We start from the raw sequence: 15,845 nt of genomic DNA on the forward strand, positions 1-15,845 counted from the left end.
TCAGCCCCCGCTCTCGCATCGCTGTGCGATGCGGGCAGGGGGACGCAGCCCCGGCTTCGGGGCGGCCCTTGCTTGGCTGCCCTGGCTCAGGCTGCGCCAGTTTTAGGCGCTACTGACGGATGCGATGCCTCAGAAAGAGCGGTGCTTGGGGGGCCAACCCTTGCGTCACCCATGAATTCCGCGGGTGGCAAAATTCCCGGTCCCATTCCAACGCACCCGGAAGCCGCGCCACCATGTTCACAGGCATCGTCCAAGCCACGGCAGGCATTGCCGCCATCCACGACCGCGCAGGCCTGCGCACCTTCACGCTCGACTTCCCCGACGGCTTCTGCCAGGACCTCGCCATCGGCGCCAGCGTCTCGACCGATGGTGTGTGCCTCACGGTGACCGAGATCCTCTCGCCCACGCAGGCCAACTTCGACGTGATGCAACAAAGCCTGAACATCACCACGCTGGGCAGTTACGCCGACGGCGACCGCGTGAACGTGGAGCGCGCGGCCAAGGACGGTGCAGAGATCGGCGGCCACCCGCTGTCGGGCCATGTGGACTTCACCGGCACGCTGGTGCAGCGCCGCGAGTTCGACAACAACCTGGTGTGGCGCGTGGCGGTGCCCGAGGCGTTTCGCCGCTATATCTTCGCCAAGGGCTACATCGCCATCCACGGCGCAAGCCTCACGGTGGCCGAGGTGAACCGGCAAGAGGGCTGGTTCGAGATCTGGATGATCCCCGAGACACGCCGCGCCACGGTGTTCGAGAACAAGCAGGTGGGCGACCGCCTGAACATCGAGATCGAGCGCAGCACGCAGGTGGTGGTGGATACCGTGCGCGAGGCCGTGCAGGAAAGCCTGGGCCGCCTGCAGCCCGTGCTGGAGGCGCTGCTGAAAGAGAAGGGCCTGTCGCTCGATGACTTCGTGCAGCCGCCGACGTTGAAGTAAGTTCCCGGGCCGCACCGCAAGCTCGGGCGCGCGAGGTGCAAGGTCGGCGGGCTCCGCGCAGCGCTGCGCGATGAGGAACCCCGAATGAAGAACCTGGCTCAAGCCCCTGCGACGTAGTCCAGGAAACCCGTCACCCGCCGCATGCGGCCGTGCGCATCCAGTTCGGCCACGTCGGTGCCACGCGCCACCGGCTCGGCGCCCTCGGCCGCCAGGGCCCACGAAAAGCGCACGACATCATGGTGCCCCTCGGGCGTGCCCAGCAGCGTGAAGCGGTGGCCCGCAAACCGCTGCTGCGCCCCGGTGATCAGGGCGGCCAGGCCGTCGTGGCCCTGGCCTTCCATCATCGGGTCGCGGTACTCCACATCACTGCTGAACGTGCTGCGGACCAGGTGGTCGCGCTGCGCGCCTTCGGTCGCGTTCCAGGCGGCGATATAGCGCGCGGCCAGTTCAGGCGCGGCGGTTGCGGCGGTGGGGAGGGTGGTGGAATGTGCTGCGGTTTCAACGGTGTTCATGGCAAGGCTCCTGTGGGTGGGACGGGCCGTCTGCAACGTTGCGGGCGGCTGGGGGTCATTGTTCCGAGGCCACTGCGCACCGTCGATAACCTCGCAGGTCATGGGCCGTGCCCTTGCCTATCATTCGGGCCGACAAATTGATGAACACCTTGGCTGCGATGCATTCCCTCCCACCCGTTGTCCGCCCGCTCACCGTGTCCGACTTGCCGGGCCTGCTCGCAGTGCAGCTGGCCTGCTACGGCGAAGGTTTTGTAGAGAGCGCCGAGGTCTTCGCGCGCCGCCTGGCTAGCCCGGTCCATTGCTCGCTGGTGCTCGAGCGCGCAGGCGTGGTCTGCGCGTACCTGGCGGCCTACCGGTCGGTGCGGGGCAAGGTGACGCCGCTGCACGGCGACTTTGAGGCCACGCCACACGTCGACACGCTCTACCTGCACGACCTCGCAGTGCGCCCCGATTGCGCGGGCCAGGGCTTTGCGCGGGCGCTGCTGGAGCCGATGTGGAGCCAGGCGCCGAAGGAGGGCCTGCAGCACACGGCGCTGGTGTCGGTGCAGGGCTCAGAAGCCTACTGGCAGCGCCACGGCTACACCGCCCAGCCGCTGGCCGATGCGGTGCAGCGTGCGCGGCTGGCGGGCTATGGCGACGGGGCGGTGTACATGGTGCGAACGCTTGACGCATAGCGGCCACCACGGCCCCTACCCACTGCTGCGTTGCGCCATGATCCAGTCGCGAAAGCGCCGCAGCGCGGGATCAATCAGGGCTTCATGGCGGTACACAAGGCGGTAGGCCAGCGGTGTCGGCAGGGGTTTGCAATGCACGGCCACCAGTTCGCGCGCATCCAGTTCCTGCTGCACCAGCGCGCGACGCACCAGCGCAAATCCCCGGCCGGCCACCGCGGCCTCGATCGCGGCGTTGTGGGCGAACACGATGCCGCCGTCGCCATCCACGCCCGCCACGCCATGCGCCTTGCACCACAGGCGCCAGTCGCCGCGGTGTTCGTCGTGCAGCAGCCGGGCACTGGTGATGTCGGTCACGCGCGCCGTGCGGCGTGGTACCAGCAGGCGCGGGCTGCACACGGGCACCAGGTCGTCGGCCACCAGCACCTCGGCCTGCAGGCCCGGGTAGGCGCCCTGCCCGTGGCGCACCGCAAAGTGCACGCCCTCGGCCGCCAGGTCCACCGCGCGGTTGGTGCTGCCCACGTGCACATCCATGTCGGGGTGTTGTTGCAAAAAGCCGTGCAGGCGCGGCACCAGCCATTGCACGGCGAAACCCGGCGTGCAGCTCACCAGCACGGCCTGGCGGCGCTGGGTGGCTGCGATGCGCGAGGTGGCGTGGCCGATCACGGCCAGCCCCTCGGCACATGCGGCCTGGTAGTCGCGCCCGGCGGCCGTAAGTGTGAGGCCGCGGGCTTGCCGCTCAAACAGTGCGCAGCCCAGAAAAGCTTCAAGCTTGCGCACCTGTTGAGAGACAGCCCCAGGGGTGACGTGCAGCTCCTCGGCCGCGCGCCGCACGCTGGCGTGGCGCGCAGTGGCTTCAAAGAACCGGATGGCAATCAGCGGTGGCAAGCGCATGGCAAACGTATAGCGTGGCTAAACAGCGGGTGAGGATAAATGGTTTGCCGCAGCTCCTTGCTGCCATGAAGATGGGCGCATGAATTTACCCAGCCTGCTTCGCTTCCTTGCCCTGGCTGCCCTGTGGGGCGGCAGCTTTTTGTTCATGCGCATTGCCGCGCCGGTGTGGGGCGCGGTGCCCACCGCGTTTGGCCGTGTGGTGCTGGGGGCCGCCGGGCTGCTGGCGCTGTTGGCCGTGGTGCGGCTGCGGCCCGCATACCAGGGCAAGCTCGGCGCTGCGCTGCTGCTGGGCGTCTTTAATTCGGGCATCCCTTTTTTGATGTTTGCGCTCGCGGCGCAGGTGCTGCCCGCGGGGTACAGCGCCATCCTCAACGCCACCACGCCGCTCATGGCCGTGGTGATTGGCGCGCTGGCGTTTGGCGAGCGCATCACAGCGGCCCGCGTGGGCGGTGTGCTGCTGGGCATGGCGGGGGTGGCGGTGCTGGCGCAGGCAGGGCCCGTGGCGCTGACCGCGCCAGTGCTGGGCGGCATCGCCGCATGCCTGGTGGCCACGGCGTGCTACGGCCTCTCGGGCTTCCTCACGCGGCGCTGGATCACCCAGCGCGGCGGGCTGGACAGCCGCCTGGTCGCGCTGGGCAGCCAGTGGGGCGCGGTGCTGGCCCTTGCGCCGTTTGCGCTGTGGGAGGCGGCGCATCGCCCGGCGGCCGCGTGGCTCTCGGCCGGCCCCACAGTGTGGGGCGCCATGCTCGCGCTGGGTCTCTTGTGCACCTCGCTGGCGTATGTGCTGTACTTTCGGCTCATTGCCGACGTGGGGCCGGTCAAGGCGCTCACTGTGACCTTTTTGATCCCGCTGTTTGGCGTGGCCTGGGGCTGGCTGGTGCTCGGCGAGGTGGCCACGCTGGCCCACGCGGCGGGCGGCGTGCTGATCGCACTGGCGCTGTGGCTGGTGCTGCGGCCCGCGCCCGCTGGGGCGGTGCCTGCATCCGCGTCTGCAGGTTCTGCGGTACGGCGTTGATCTGAGCAAAGCTGCGCCGACGGGGCGGGAGCCACGGGGTGCCTGCACGCGTCATGGCCCCTCGTCATAATGCGCGCCATGCCCCACCGCTGGAAACCCAACGTCACCGTGGCCGCGCTCGTCGAGCGCGAAGGCCGCTTTCTGCTGGTCGAGGAAGAGACCACCGACGGCCTCAAGCTGAACAACCCCGCCGGCCACCTGGACCCCGGAGAGTCGCCTATCCAGGCCTGCGCGCGCGAAGTGCTGGAGGAAACGGCCCACGACTTCGAGCCCACGGCCCTGGTGGGTGTGTACCTGAACCGATTCACCAAGACCCGCACTGGCGACGACATCACCTACATGCGTTTTGCGTTCGCGGGCACGCTCGGCACGCACCACGACTGGCGCTCGCTGGATGCCGGCATCGTGCGCACGGTGTGGATGACGCCCGACGAGATCCGCGCCTGCCCGGGACGCCACCGCAGCCCGCTGCTGCTGGCCTGCCTGGAGGACTACCTGGCAGGCCAGCGTTTTCCGCTCTCGCTGGTGCATACCGACATCTCGGTGACCGAACCTGCCGCGCAGTAGGGCAGTAAGGCGCCCGCAAAGGACCGCTACTGGTCCACCGCGATCTTGTGGGTCTTGACGATGTTCTTGTAGAACTGGATGCGCTGCTGGATCTCCTTGCGGAATTCGGCGGGCTTGACGGTTTCGGGAAGCATGGCGCCCCGATCGTTCCACGCCTTGAGCGTTTGCGGGTCGCGCAGCACGGTGCGCATCGCTTCGTAGAGCTGCGCAATGATCGATTCGGGCGTCTTCGCGGGCGCTGCCAGGCCCGTCCACGACGTGAGGTTCAACTCCGGCAGTTTCAGCTCGTCAAACGTCGGTACCTCGGGCAGCTGCGGCGCGCGGATCGGGGACGCCACCGCCAGGGCGCGCAGGCGGCCGGTCTGCACCATGTTGAGGTTGGACGACAGGTTGTTCCAGGTCATGTGCACCTGGCCCGCTTGCAGGTCGGTGAGCGCGGGGCCTGCGCCTCGGTACGGGATGTGGGTGATCGCCAGCCCCAGCTTGGCCTTGAGCAGCTCCATGCTCAGGTACGCCAGCGAGCCATTGCCTGACGAGGCGTAGTTCAGCTTGCCCGGGTTGTCTTTGACGTACTTCACGAACTCGGCGAAGGTCTTGACCGGCAGGCCAGGGGTGACCAAAAGCACGTTGGCCAGGCGATCGATGAGCGTAATCGGCGCGAAGTCGTTGACGGCGTCATAGGGCAGGCTGGGCGCCAGCGCGGGATTGATCACGTGGGTGGTCTGCGAGGTCAGGATCAGCGTGTAGCCATCGGGTGGTGCCTTGGCCACCTGGGTGGAGCCGATGGTGCCGCCAGCGCCGCCTTTGTTTTCGACAATCACGGTTTGCCCCAGCACCCGGCCCAGCCTGTCGGCCATGGCCCGTGCGGAGTTGTCTGCCGAGCCGCCGGGGGGAAACGGCACCACCAGCGTGATCGGGCGTGAGGGATAGCGGTCCGGCGTCTGGCCCAGGGCGGGCAGGGCCATGGCGCCCGTCACGGCGCTGGTGGCGGCCATAAAGCGGCGGCGGTTCAGGGGGATGGGCATGGTCGGTCCTTGGTGTGGCTGTCAGGGTGGGTGGGGCAGGCGCTGCGGATGTAGATGGCAATGTCGTGCAGCAGGTCGGCGATGTCTTCGCGCACGCGGCTTGCGCGGGGCAGCAGTTCGCGCGTGTGTTCGTCCAGGTAGATCGCCCGGTTGATTTCGATCTGCAGGCTTTCATGCCCTTGCGAAGGCGCGCCGAATTCGCGCAGCAGGTCTTGGCCCGCGTAGGGGTCGTTGATGGCCACGCTATAGCCCCGTTGGCGAAAGGCCTGGGCGACACACTGGGTGAAAGCGCCGCTGCAGCTGCGCCCGTGCAGGTCGCCCAGCACCACGTCGGCCAGGGGGCCCGGGGCCACGCGGCCAAGACGCTCGTAAGCGTTGCTGGGCATGGAATGCAGGTTTAGATGCCAGCGGGGGCCCCGCGGGGCCGCAGCCTCCAGCGCCTGCGCCACCGCACGCCGGTAGGGGCGCCAGTAATGTGCGATGCGGTGCGCCACCTCTTGCGCAGACAGCCGGCGTGCGTAGATGGGCTGGTGGGTCGGGGTATGGCTGGGGACGAGACCCATGCCCAGCTCCAGCGTCCGCGCGGTGGGGGTGGTGGCGCCCGGCCAGGCGTCGGCCAGCATGGCGGGGTCGATGTCCTGCTCATCGCGGTTGGGGTCGATGTAGCTGCGCGGGAAGGTGGCGTGCACCAAGGTGCCGCCCACGCGCGGCACGGCATCCCACAGCCAGTGCACGTGGGTGTCTTCGCACCTGCGCAGGTCGGCGGTGGCCACGGCATAGCCAAAATCCGTGGGGTAGTCGGTTCCGCTGTGTGGCGAGTCGCAGACCAGCGCAAGGGCTGTGTCGGTGTCTGGGTGGAGCACCTGGACGGGTGCTGCGGGAAAAAGCGGGTCGGAAAGCTGCATGGCGTTCTTGGCTTGGACGGGAGGACAGATAGGCCAAGCGTAGGGAGCCCTGTGCGTGCGGGCAAACGACAATTTGATCTGCGCTGATAACCGGATGTAATCAGTCCATGCAGTTCAAATCCCCCTCCCTGCCCGAGTTGCACGCCTTTCTGGCGGTCTGCCAGCTGGGCAGTTTTCGGCAGGCGGCGGGTGTGCTCTTTGTGACCCAGGCGGCCGTGAGCCGGGCGGTACAGCGCCTGGAGCAGCGGCTGGAATGCACGCTGCTGGACCGCTCAGGCCCGCGCGTGTTGCCCACGGCGCGGGGCCGAGAGTTTCAGGTGCTGGTAGAGGCCCATGTGGCGGGGCTCGAGACGGCCGTGAGCCAGTTCGGCGTGCGCAGGGCGAAACGCAGGCTGCGCGTGAGCGTGGTGCCCACATTGGCCACACGCTGGCTGGTCCCCCGGCTGGGGCAGTTTCGCGCCCTGCACCCCGACATCGAGATCGAGCTGCGGCCGTTTCACCACGATGAGGACTTCACGCGCGATGACGTGGACTTGTGGATCGATGTGAAGCGCCCATCGCGGGCCTGGCCGCGCGGTGTGCGCGCGCGTTACCTGCTGGGGCGGGAGATCCAGCCGGCTTGTACCCCCGCCGTCGCGGCGCGCCTGCGCCAGCCCCGTGATCTGCTCAAGGCAACGCTGCTGCAGCACATCAACTTTCCCGGCAACTGGGCGCTGTGGTTGCAAAAGGCCGGGGGCGTGGACCTTCCCCCCACTTTGGGCCCGGGGTTCGACTTGGGCAACAACCTGATCGTTGCTGCCTGCGCGGGCATGGGGGTGACCGTGGTCCAGCCGTTGCTGATCGAGGCGGAGTTGGGCTCGGGCCAACTGGTGCTGCCGTTCGGCCCGGCCGTGAACACAGGCCGCGGCTACTTCCTGTGCAGCCGTGCGGCGCTGGCCGGGAACGAAGATGTGGTGCAATTCACGGCGTGGCTGCTGGAGGCATCAAAGGCCAGCAGCGAACGGCTCGGATTTTCGCCGCGGGGTGCCACTGCGCGAACAACGGCTTGACCACCGAGCAGCGTTTGTTATCGACCTGCGTGAGCACCATTTCTCTTCCGGGCATCAGGCCTTTTCGTACGATTCATCCGGGCGAGTACGTCCCCATCACGTGCGCAACAGCTTCGTGAAAGCCTTGGCGGGTGTCCCGTGCGGGAACAGCACACGGTGCAGCCGTTCCGGCTCCACTCCAAAGCTCTCGGAGCAAGCCGCAGCCACCAGCGCGTCCAAGGCCATCGTGGGTCGGAGATCGCGCCCATCCAGCAGGGCCGCGGGCGCAAGGCCTGGCCAATCGGCCACGGTGCGGCCCCCCTGCACCGCGCCCCCGACCAGCATGGCCACCGCGCCCGTGCCGTGGTCGGTGCCGCCCGTCCCGTTGGCTGCCACCGTGCGGCCAAACTCGGTCGCCACCAGCACTACGGTGTGCGCCCACACAGGGCCCAGCCCCTCCTGCAGCCCGGCAATCAGGCTGTCGAGGCCCCGCAGCTGGTTGGCCAGGCGCGCGTTCTGGCCGCTGTGCGTGTCCCAGCCATCTGTCTCGATCATGGCGACGCGTGGGCCGTCGCTGCGCGCAAGGAAGCCCGCCGCCATGCGGCCCAGCGCTGCCGCATCCTGCCGGCGTGCACCACCCTCCATCCCGCCAGCCATGCCGCGCGCCTCCAGTGCGGAGGACCACAGGGCATGGAGCTGCCCGTCGTTGGCGTACAGCTGGCCCACCCGCATCATCAGGTCCTCGTTGGCCTGTGGCAGCGCCGAAGGCGCATACGACGTGACCTCGACGGCGCCCCGCAGCGCCAGCGGCACCCCCGGCGAGAAGGCCACCGCAGGTTTTCCGGCACGCGGCAGCACGCCCAGCAGCCGGTTCATCCAGCCGTCCTTGATCTGGTAGGGCGCGTTGCCGCCGGTCTCCAGCACGTTCTGCCCGTCGAAATGTGAACGGTCGCGGTACGGCGACGCCACGGCGTGGAAGAAGCTCGCCTGGCCGGCGCCATACAGCGCATGGAGATGGGCCAGCGACGGGTGCAGGGCGAAGCTTCCTTCCAGCTTCAGCGCGCTCGCGCTGTCGATCGCCAACGCGCCCCGGGCGCTGGCGTACGCCGGATCTGCATACGGGATGACGGTGTTCAAGCCGTCCGCTGCGCCGCGCTGGATGATGAAGATGAAGCGCCGCTCGGTAGCGGCCTGCGCGAACAGAATGCGCGGTGCCGCCAGCAGCGTGGTGGTTCCCAGGAAGTGGCGTCGGTCCAGGCTCATGTCGGTTATCTCCTCAAGAACTCGGGCGAGACCAGCAACAGGGCCAGCGCCGTGCTGCCGCTTTCGGCGCGGGCGATTGCGGCAGCTGTGGCTTCGGTCAACGCGCCGCCGGGCAGCAAACGCGGCGCGAGCGCCCGCGCGTCGACGGCATTGCCCGCCTGCGTGGCGATGCGCTGCGCCACCTCGACACGCCGCAGCAGCGCGTCCGGCGCGGCCCAGGTCGCGGCGCCGTCGTCGTAGCCCGCGGGGGAGCCGGGCCGCCATACCGGCTGGCCGAGCTGGTTCATCAGGCCTGATGGCACCTCGCTGCGCCCCAGGGCCCGGTAGGTCGAAATGGCCCAGTCCCAAGGTGACTTGAACTTGGCGCCCCCAGGCTGCCATGCTTCTGGTGCCGCGACCAACTCGCGGTACAGGCTGGGCAGGTCGCCACCCGTGCGCGAGAAGGTAGCTGCCAACCGCTCCACCAGCGCGCGCGGCGGATCGTCGGCCACGAAATGGCGCGCGAGCTTTCTTGCGATGTGCCGGGCGGTGGCTGGGGACGTCGCGAGCTGGTGAAGGATGTCGCGGGCCTGCTGCTCGCCGCTGTCGGCAAAACTGCGGCCGAGCACCGTTCGGGGCCCCGGCTCGTGCAGGGCCGGCGCAAACCGGAAGGTCCCGGAGGCCCCGGCTGCGCTGTCATCGGCGGGCAGCGTCCAGCCCGTGAGCGCGCGCGCAAACTCGGTCACGTCCTCCTGGGTGTAGCCGCTGCGCACCCCGAGCGTGTGCAGCTCCAGGATTTCCCGTGCCAGGTTTTCGTTGAGGCCCCGCCTGCGCAACGGCTGCCGGTCTTGCGCACGTTCGCCTGCGCGGCTTGTCGGTCCGATGGATTGCGCCTGGTCCAGGTAGAGCAACATTGCGGGGTGGCGCACAGCGGCGAGCAACAGGTCTTCGAAGCGTCCGAGCACGTGGGGGCGGATGGCGTCGGCTTCAAAGCCACCGGCCAGACCGACCACCAGCAGCTTGTCCACCGACACGGCAAAGTGGTTGGACCAGAAATGCACCAGCCGCTCAACAAACGGCGTGGATGTCTGCAGCGCACTGGTGGCGCGGGCGCTGGCCGCTGCCACGTATTCCTCGCGGCTACTGCGTAGGTAGGCCTCACGGATGCCTGCGCGCCGACCTTCAGGCGCCTGCCGCACCGCACGTTGCTGAGCGAGCCATGCGTCCACCAGGGCCGGCGTTCGGGACACCGGCTTCCAGGGCGCGGGCAGCGGGTCGTACGGGGCGATTTGCGCCAGCAGCCAGCGCTGCGGGTCGGCCGGCACCGGCTCGTCGGGCCGGGCGCCGAGGCCGAATCGGTTCAAGGCAACTGCTGCGGAATTCATGCGTGAAATTCTCGCGCCCCGAGGCGCAACACTTTGTTTCCCCAAGGTGTCCACTGCGTAAAGCACCGGGGTCGGGCGGTTCAGTAGTCTGCCCAGGTCGCGGGCATCTCATCCTCAGCCTCAAGGCGGCTGCGGCAAAAAAATACAATCGAGGCAATGACTGCCCATACCAAACACCGCGTTGTCGTAGGCCTCTCGGGCGGCGTGGACTCCGCCGTCACCGCCCACCTGCTCAAACAGCAGGGTCACGAGGTGGTCGGCATCTTCATGAAGAACTGGGAAGACGACGACGACAGCGAGTACTGCTCGTCCAACATCGACTTCGTAGACGCCGCCGCCGTGGCCGACGTGCTGGGTATCGAGATCGAACACGTCAACTTCGCGGCCGACTACAAGGACCGGGTGTTCGCCGAGTTTCTGCGCGAATACCAGGCCGGCCGCACACCCAACCCCGATGTGCTGTGCAACGCCGAGATCAAGTTCAAGGCCTTTCTCGACCATGCCATGCGCCTGGGCGCGGAGAAAATCGCGACGGGGCATTACGCACGCGTGCGCCAGAACGCAGCCACCGGCCTCTTCGAGCTGCTCAAGGGGCTCGACCCGTCCAAGGACCAGAGCTACTTTTTGCACCGCCTGAACCAGGCCCAGCTCTCCAAGACGCTGTTCCCGGTGGGCGAGCTGCACAAGACCGAGGTGCGCCGCATCGCCGAAGAGATTGGCCTGCCCAACGCCAAAAAGAAGGACTCCACCGGCATTTGCTTCATCGGCGAGCGGCCGTTTCGGGAGTTTCTCAACCGCTACATCAGCCATGCGCCCGGGCCCATCCAGGACGACCAGGGGCGCACCGTGGGCAAGCATGTGGGTCTGAGCTTCTACACCCTGGGCCAACGGCAGGGCCTGGGCATTGGCGGCATCAAGGAAAAAGGCGCCCAGCGCGGCGGGGGCGAGCACGCCCCCTGGTTTGTGGCGCGCAAGGAGCTGGAGAAGAACACGCTGCGCGTGGTGCAGGGGCACGACCACCCGTGGTTGTTGTCCCAGGCCTTGGTGGCGCAGGACGCCAGCTGGACCTCTGGCCAGCCGCCGGCGCCCGGCGTCTACGGTGCCAAGACCCGCTATCGGCAGCAAGACGCGGCGTGCGACATCACCAATGCCGAGGGTGCGGGGTTCGAACTCCAGTTCCCTCAAGCGCAATGGGCCGTCACACCCGGCCAGAGTGCGGTGTTGTACGACGGGGACGTGTGTCTGGGCGGCGGGGTCATCCTGAGCGCGACACACTGACACAACTGTCTTTAAGGTCTGGCGATGAGATTGGGGAAAAACACAGCCTTTTTCATAGTTGTCAGCTATCAGTAGACTTATTCAATAGTTGAATCTTGGGCCCATGTGGCGTGACGTCCACAAACTGGGCCCCATCCGCTGCAGTTGAACAAAGTTGACCTTTGGTTTGCAGTTGGGAAATCGATCTTTTCGGGTGGGCCTCCTAAAATTCTGACTCCTGTTTGAAACCACTTGTATCAGCCGATGCGGGGGTTCCATCTCTGAATTCACTCGCGACGGCCGCTGATGCGGGCCCGATGCTTGCTTTTGCACGCCATGTCTCACACCGCCTCCCTGCCCACAAGCCCTGAAATCATCCAGCACCTCGCCCAGCAACAGTGCGCCGCGCAATGGCGGGGGTTTTTCCAGGCTCTGTCGGCAGAGTTTGCGGCGGCGCTGCCCCCCGAGGACCTGCGCGCGCTGATGGCACGGGTGGGCGCCCGGTTCGCCGCCGACCACCCGCTGCCCGCATGCGCCACGCTGGATGAGCTGCAGGGCCACATGACGCAGGTCTGGGAACGCATCGACTGGGGCTGGGTTCGCCTCTCCCAAGAAGTTGCGCATGTCGACATCCAACACAGCGTTTCGCCCGTATCTGCTGCCTTTGGGCCCAACCACGCGCAATGGTCGGGCGGGTTCCTCGAAGGTGTGTACCAAGTCTGGTTCGAGCAGGCCGGTGCGGGCCAGCTCAAGGTGAGCGAGGCCGCGCCCGGCGATGCCTGGGGCAGTGTGCATCTTCAGTTGGCGCGCTGAGCTCCTGGGGTTCCTGATTTTTTAGTTTTGGCGGTGACCCATGAAGCACTCAGACGACATCGTGAATCTCTTTCAGCAGTTCGGTGGCAAGGCCGACCCCTATCTAGAGTTGGCGCGCAAGCAGGAGCACAGGCTCTCGGGTGAGCGCTGGCCTCTGGTGTCCGCCGTCCGCGGCGCCGTGGGCGACGACGTGCCCGCAGTGGACCGCCGTGCGGGCCCCACCCTGGCCGCGGTGAACCCCCATCCCCAGGGACCGGCCCCTGTTGGGACCGAGCCCACAGGCTGGGCGCAGCGCAGCGCGCCGCTGGCTGCCGACATTCCTGCGGCTTTATCACCTGCACCCGCAGTCAGCGCGGCCCCCGCACCTGCCGTGGTGCCGACACCTGCACCAATAACTATGCCCGTCGCCGACCGCCTGCCCCCGTCTGCCGCACTGTCCGCCCGTTCGCCTCTGGCCGGCCTGGCGGGACTCCGCGCAGCGGCCACGCCCGTGCAGTCGGACCCGGCCGCCACGCAGCCAGCCGCGCTGCCGGTCGATCTGCCTTCGGTTTTTGCGCGCCTGGGAGGCGCATCAGCACCCGCTGAGACGGCGCCCCCGCCAGCACCCTGGCAGCCGCGCAAGGGCCATTCATGAAAGTGATTGCCATCGTTTCGGCCAAAGGCGGCGTGGGCAAGACCACCCTGACAGCCAACCTGGCCACTGCCCTGGGGCGCCAGGGCGTGGCGACCCTGCTGGTCGTCGATATGGACCCGCAGAACGCGCTGGGCCTGCACTTTGGCGTGGATCCCCGTTCGCTGTCGGGTGTGTCCCGCGCAAGCCTGGCAGGGGATGACTGGAGTTCGGTCTGCGTCCAAAGCCCTTCGGGCGTGCATGTGCTGCCCTATGGCGTGGTGAACGAGTCCGACCGCGTGGCTTTCGAGCGCCATCTGGATGCGCAACCTGACTGGCTGGTGCGGCAGTTGGAGAGCCTGGGCCTGCCGCCCGACGCGGTAGTGCTGATCGATACGCCGCCCGGCCCGTCGGTCTACATGCAGCAGGCATTGACGGCAGCCCAGGTGGTCGTCATCGTCAGCCTGCCGGACGCGGCGTCTTATGCATCGCTGGCCCTCATGCAGCGCCTGGTGCACACGTATTGCGCGCCACGCCCTGATTTTGCAGAAGCCGTCTACGTGCTGAACCAGGCCGACTCCGCCAGGCAGTTGTCCAAGGACATCACGCGCGTGATGCATGACAGCCTGGGCGAGCGCCTGATTGGCGTGATCCATGAAGACCAGGCCGTGCGCGAGGCGCTGGCCTATGAGCAGGGCTTGCAGGACTACGACGTACACGGGCAGGCTGCCGATGACCTGCGCAAGTGCGCGCGGGTGCTCGCCCAGCGCCTGGGCCTGCCGCTGACGGGAGCCGTTCAATGAGCGTGGACCAGCGTCCCCAGGCCGACGAAGTCGCCGACGCCGACTCACACAGCCCGCAGGCGCACTGGCGCACCGTGGTGCATGCCATCACCGGCTGGGAGCTCTGGCAGCATCCACTGGCCCGGGTGGCGGCGGTGGTGTTCAGTGCCATGCTCATGGGCCTGGTCATCAGCGTCCCGCTGGACCTGCAGGGCCAGGTCCTCTTTTCGCTCGGTTCGTTCGGCGCTGCGCTGCTGCTGAGCAAGACCCCCGGCCGCTTGTCGACGCTGGCGATGATCGTGCTGTCGATCTCGGCGTCGTCGCGTTATATCTACTGGCGCTTTACCGACACCATCGGCTTTACCAATCTGCTCGATGCGGCGTTTGGCTACGGGCTGGTGCTGGCCGAGTTGTACGCGTTCGCCGTGCTGCTCATCGGGTACTTTCAGACGGCCTGGCCGCTGCAGCGCCGCCCGGTCCCCATGCCTGCGGATGTGGACTCTTGGCCCAGCGTGGATGTGTTCATCCCCTCGTACAACGAACCGCTGGAAGTGGTGCGCCAGACCGTGTTTTCGGCCATGAGCCTCGACTGGCCTGCGGACCGGCTCCACGTGTACGTGCTCGACGACGGCCGCCGGGCGGAGTTCCGGGAGTTCTGCGAAGAACTGGGCGTGGGCTATCTGGTTCGCGACAACAACCACCACGCCAAGGCCGGCAACATCAACGCGGCGCTGAAGGTCACGCACTCCGAATACATCGCGATCTTCGACTGCGACCACATCCCCACGCGCTCCTTCCTGCAGGTCTGCATGGGCTGGTTCTTCAAGGACAAGAACCTGGTGATGCTGCAGACGCCGCACGTGTTCTTCTCGCCCGACCCGTTCGAGCGCAACCTCGATACCTTCCACCGCATGCCCAACGAAGGCGAGCTCTTCTACGGCATCGTGCAGGACGGCAACGACCTGTGGAATGCTGCGTTCTTCTGCGGCTCCTGCGCCATCATCCGCCGCAAGGAGCTATTGGAAGTGGGCGGCATCGCGGTGGAGACCGTGACCGAGGACGCCCACACCGCCCTCAAGCTCAGCCGCCTGGGCTACAACACCGCCTACCTTGAAGTCCCCCAGGCGGCAGGCCTGGCCACCGAAAGTCTTTCTGGCCACGTGGGCCAGCGCATTCGCTGGGCGCGGGGTATGGCGCAGATCGCGCGCACAGACAACCCGCTGTTCGGCAAGGGCCTGCACTTTGGCCAGCGGCTGTGCTACCTGAACGCGATGCTGCACTTCTTCTATGGCCTGCCACGGCTGGTGTTTCTGACGGCGCCGCTGGCCTACCTGTTCTTCGGCGCCCAGGTCTTCCAGGCCACCGCGCTGATGATCACCGCCTATGCCTTGCCCCACCTGGCGCACGCCAGCGTGACCAACTCGCGCATCCAGGGGCGCTTTCGGCATTCGTTCTGGAACGAGGTGTACGAGTCCGTACTGGCCTGGTACATCATGCGCCCGGTGATCGTGGCCTTCATCAACCCCAAGCTGGGCAAGTTCAACGTGACGGCCAAGGGCGGGGTGATCGAGAAGGCGTACTTCGACTGGACCATCGCGCGGCCGTATGTCGTGCTGCTGCTCATCAACCTGGTGGGGCTGTCGGTGGGCATCTGGAAGCTGTTCTCGTCCGTCGGGGACGAAAGCACGACCCTGGTCATCAACATGATCTGGACGGTCTACAACGTCATCCTGCTGGGGGCCAGCGTGGCGGTGGCCAGCGAAACCCGCCAGATCCGCGGCACGCCCCGTGTGGCGGCTTCGCAGCCGGCGGTGATCCGCTTTGAAAACGGGCGCACGCTGGTGTGCAAGACCGAAGACTTTTCGCAGCATGGCCTGGGGCTGGCGGTGCCGGCGGACACGAACGTTCCCATGGGCAGCCGCCTGTCGGTGTCGCTGTTCCGGTCCGAGGAAGAAGGTGTCTTCCCGGCCATCGTCACGTTCAGCGGCAACGGGCGCCTGGGCGTCAAGTTTGACAACCTGAGCCTGCACCAGCAGGCCGAGCTCGCGTCGCTCACCTTTGCGCGGGCCGACGCCTGGATTTCCAGCTGGGGCACGGGCCAGCGCGACAAGCCGCTGCGCTCGCTCAAGAGCGTGATCGTGATCGGGCTGCGCGGGGTCGGGCAGCTTGCGGCGTCCGCCATCAAGTCCCTCAAACCCCGCTAA

16 protein-coding genes are annotated in these 15,845 nt (G+C 67.3%); 10 read left to right on the plus strand and 6 right to left on the minus strand.

The genetic code is table 11. The features are described from left to right. Window positions 1-233: 233 nt before the first annotated feature. Window positions 234-935 (plus strand): riboflavin synthase subunit alpha, encoded by a 702-nt coding sequence (locus tag ACSQ3Q_RS23835; protein ID WP_436136777.1) that lies wholly within the window; start codon window positions 234-236, stop codon window positions 933-935. Window positions 936-1,033: 98 nt separating this feature from the next. Here ACSQ3Q_RS23835 and ACSQ3Q_RS23840 read toward each other — a convergent pair whose 3' ends face one another. Then, window positions 1,034-1,447: a nuclear transport factor 2 family protein gene (locus tag ACSQ3Q_RS23840; protein ID WP_436136778.1), complete on the minus strand. Its 414-nt coding sequence runs from the start codon at window positions 1,445-1,447 to the stop codon at window positions 1,034-1,036. 158 nt (window positions 1,448-1,605) lie between these two features. Between ACSQ3Q_RS23840 and ACSQ3Q_RS23845 the strand changes: the two genes are divergently transcribed. Further along, entirely contained in the window at window positions 1,606-2,121 is a 516-nt protein-coding gene (locus ACSQ3Q_RS23845; protein ID WP_436136779.1) for a GNAT family N-acetyltransferase, read from the plus strand. Window positions 2,122-2,136: 15 nt separating this feature from the next. On the opposite strand, the gene gcvA is transcribed toward ACSQ3Q_RS23845, so the two are convergent. Next, on the minus strand, window positions 2,137-3,012 hold the full coding sequence (gcvA, locus tag ACSQ3Q_RS23850; protein WP_436136780.1) for a transcriptional regulator GcvA: 876 nt from the start codon (window positions 3,010-3,012) through the stop codon (window positions 2,137-2,139). Window positions 3,013-3,091: 79 nt separating this feature from the next. Here gcvA and ACSQ3Q_RS23855 point away from each other — a divergent pair, with 79 nt between their 5' ends. Together ACSQ3Q_RS23855 and ACSQ3Q_RS23860 are read left to right on the plus strand one after the other, a co-directional pair. After that, the gene (locus ACSQ3Q_RS23855) at window positions 3,092-4,027 is read left to right on the plus strand and encodes a DMT family transporter (RefSeq protein ID WP_436136781.1); all 936 of its coding nucleotides are present in this window, start codon (window positions 3,092-3,094) and stop codon (window positions 4,025-4,027) included. Between the two features lie 78 nt (window positions 4,028-4,105). Further along, a complete protein-coding gene (locus tag ACSQ3Q_RS23860) occupies window positions 4,106-4,594 on the plus strand; it encodes an NUDIX hydrolase (RefSeq protein WP_436136782.1) in 489 nt (162 codons plus the stop codon). Between the two features lie 26 nt (window positions 4,595-4,620). On the opposite strand, the gene ACSQ3Q_RS23865 is transcribed toward ACSQ3Q_RS23860, so the two are convergent. Together ACSQ3Q_RS23865 and ACSQ3Q_RS23870 are read right to left on the minus strand one after the other, a co-directional pair. Then, window positions 4,621-5,619, minus strand: a complete 999-nt coding sequence (locus tag ACSQ3Q_RS23865) for a Bug family tripartite tricarboxylate transporter substrate binding protein (RefSeq protein WP_436136783.1) — start codon at window positions 5,617-5,619, stop codon at window positions 4,621-4,623. Next, the gene (locus tag ACSQ3Q_RS23870; RefSeq protein ID WP_436136784.1) at window positions 5,604-6,524 is read right to left on the minus strand and encodes an N-formylglutamate amidohydrolase; all 921 of its coding nucleotides are present in this window, start codon (window positions 6,522-6,524) and stop codon (window positions 5,604-5,606) included. Before ACSQ3Q_RS23870 ends, ACSQ3Q_RS23865 begins: the two co-directional genes overlap by 16 nt. A gap of 107 nt (window positions 6,525-6,631) precedes the next feature. On the opposite strand from ACSQ3Q_RS23870, the gene ACSQ3Q_RS23875 reads away from it, so the two are divergent. After that, complete coding sequence (locus tag ACSQ3Q_RS23875) at window positions 6,632-7,573, plus strand: LysR substrate-binding domain-containing protein (RefSeq protein ID WP_436136785.1); 942 nt, start codon at window positions 6,632-6,634, stop codon at window positions 7,571-7,573. A gap of 96 nt (window positions 7,574-7,669) precedes the next feature. Here the strand turns inward: ACSQ3Q_RS23875 and ACSQ3Q_RS23880 are convergent, their stop codons facing one another. Together ACSQ3Q_RS23880 and ACSQ3Q_RS23885 are read right to left on the minus strand one after the other, a co-directional pair. Then, entirely contained in the window at window positions 7,670-8,815 is a 1,146-nt protein-coding gene (locus tag ACSQ3Q_RS23880) for a DUF1501 domain-containing protein (RefSeq protein WP_436136786.1), read from the minus strand. A gap of 5 nt (window positions 8,816-8,820) precedes the next feature. Beyond that, entirely contained in the window at window positions 8,821-10,179 is a 1,359-nt protein-coding gene (locus ACSQ3Q_RS23885; protein ID WP_436136787.1) for a DUF1800 domain-containing protein, read from the minus strand. A gap of 156 nt (window positions 10,180-10,335) precedes the next feature. Here ACSQ3Q_RS23885 and mnmA point away from each other — a divergent pair, with 156 nt between their 5' ends. The 5 genes from mnmA to bcsA all read left to right on the plus strand — a co-directional run bounded on the left by mnmA (window position 10,336) and on the right by bcsA (window position 15,845). Beyond that, the gene (mnmA, locus tag ACSQ3Q_RS23890; RefSeq protein WP_436136788.1) at window positions 10,336-11,457 is read left to right on the plus strand and encodes a tRNA 2-thiouridine(34) synthase MnmA; all 1,122 of its coding nucleotides are present in this window, start codon (window positions 10,336-10,338) and stop codon (window positions 11,455-11,457) included. 315 nt (window positions 11,458-11,772) lie between these two features. Beyond that, window positions 11,773-12,249 (plus strand): cellulose biosynthesis protein BcsD, encoded by a 477-nt coding sequence (gene bcsD, locus ACSQ3Q_RS23895; RefSeq protein WP_436136789.1) that lies wholly within the window; start codon window positions 11,773-11,775, stop codon window positions 12,247-12,249. Window positions 12,250-12,289: 40 nt separating this feature from the next. Continuing rightward, entirely contained in the window at window positions 12,290-12,883 is a 594-nt protein-coding gene (bcsP, locus tag ACSQ3Q_RS23900) for a cellulose biosynthesis protein BcsP (RefSeq protein WP_436136790.1), read from the plus strand. Then, entirely contained in the window at window positions 12,880-13,662 is a 783-nt protein-coding gene (bcsQ, locus tag ACSQ3Q_RS23905) for a cellulose biosynthesis protein BcsQ (protein WP_436136791.1), read from the plus strand. The genes bcsP and bcsQ overlap by 4 nt, the downstream gene beginning before the upstream one ends. Then, window positions 13,659-15,845, plus strand: coding sequence for a UDP-forming cellulose synthase catalytic subunit (gene bcsA, locus ACSQ3Q_RS23910; RefSeq protein ID WP_436136792.1), 2,187 nt, complete (start codon window positions 13,659-13,661; stop codon window positions 15,843-15,845). The genes bcsQ and bcsA overlap by 4 nt, the downstream gene beginning before the upstream one ends.

Source organism: Acidovorax sp. LjRoot129, assembly GCF_964253765.1.
Lineage (GTDB): Bacteria > Pseudomonadota > Gammaproteobacteria > Burkholderiales > Burkholderiaceae_C > Acidovorax.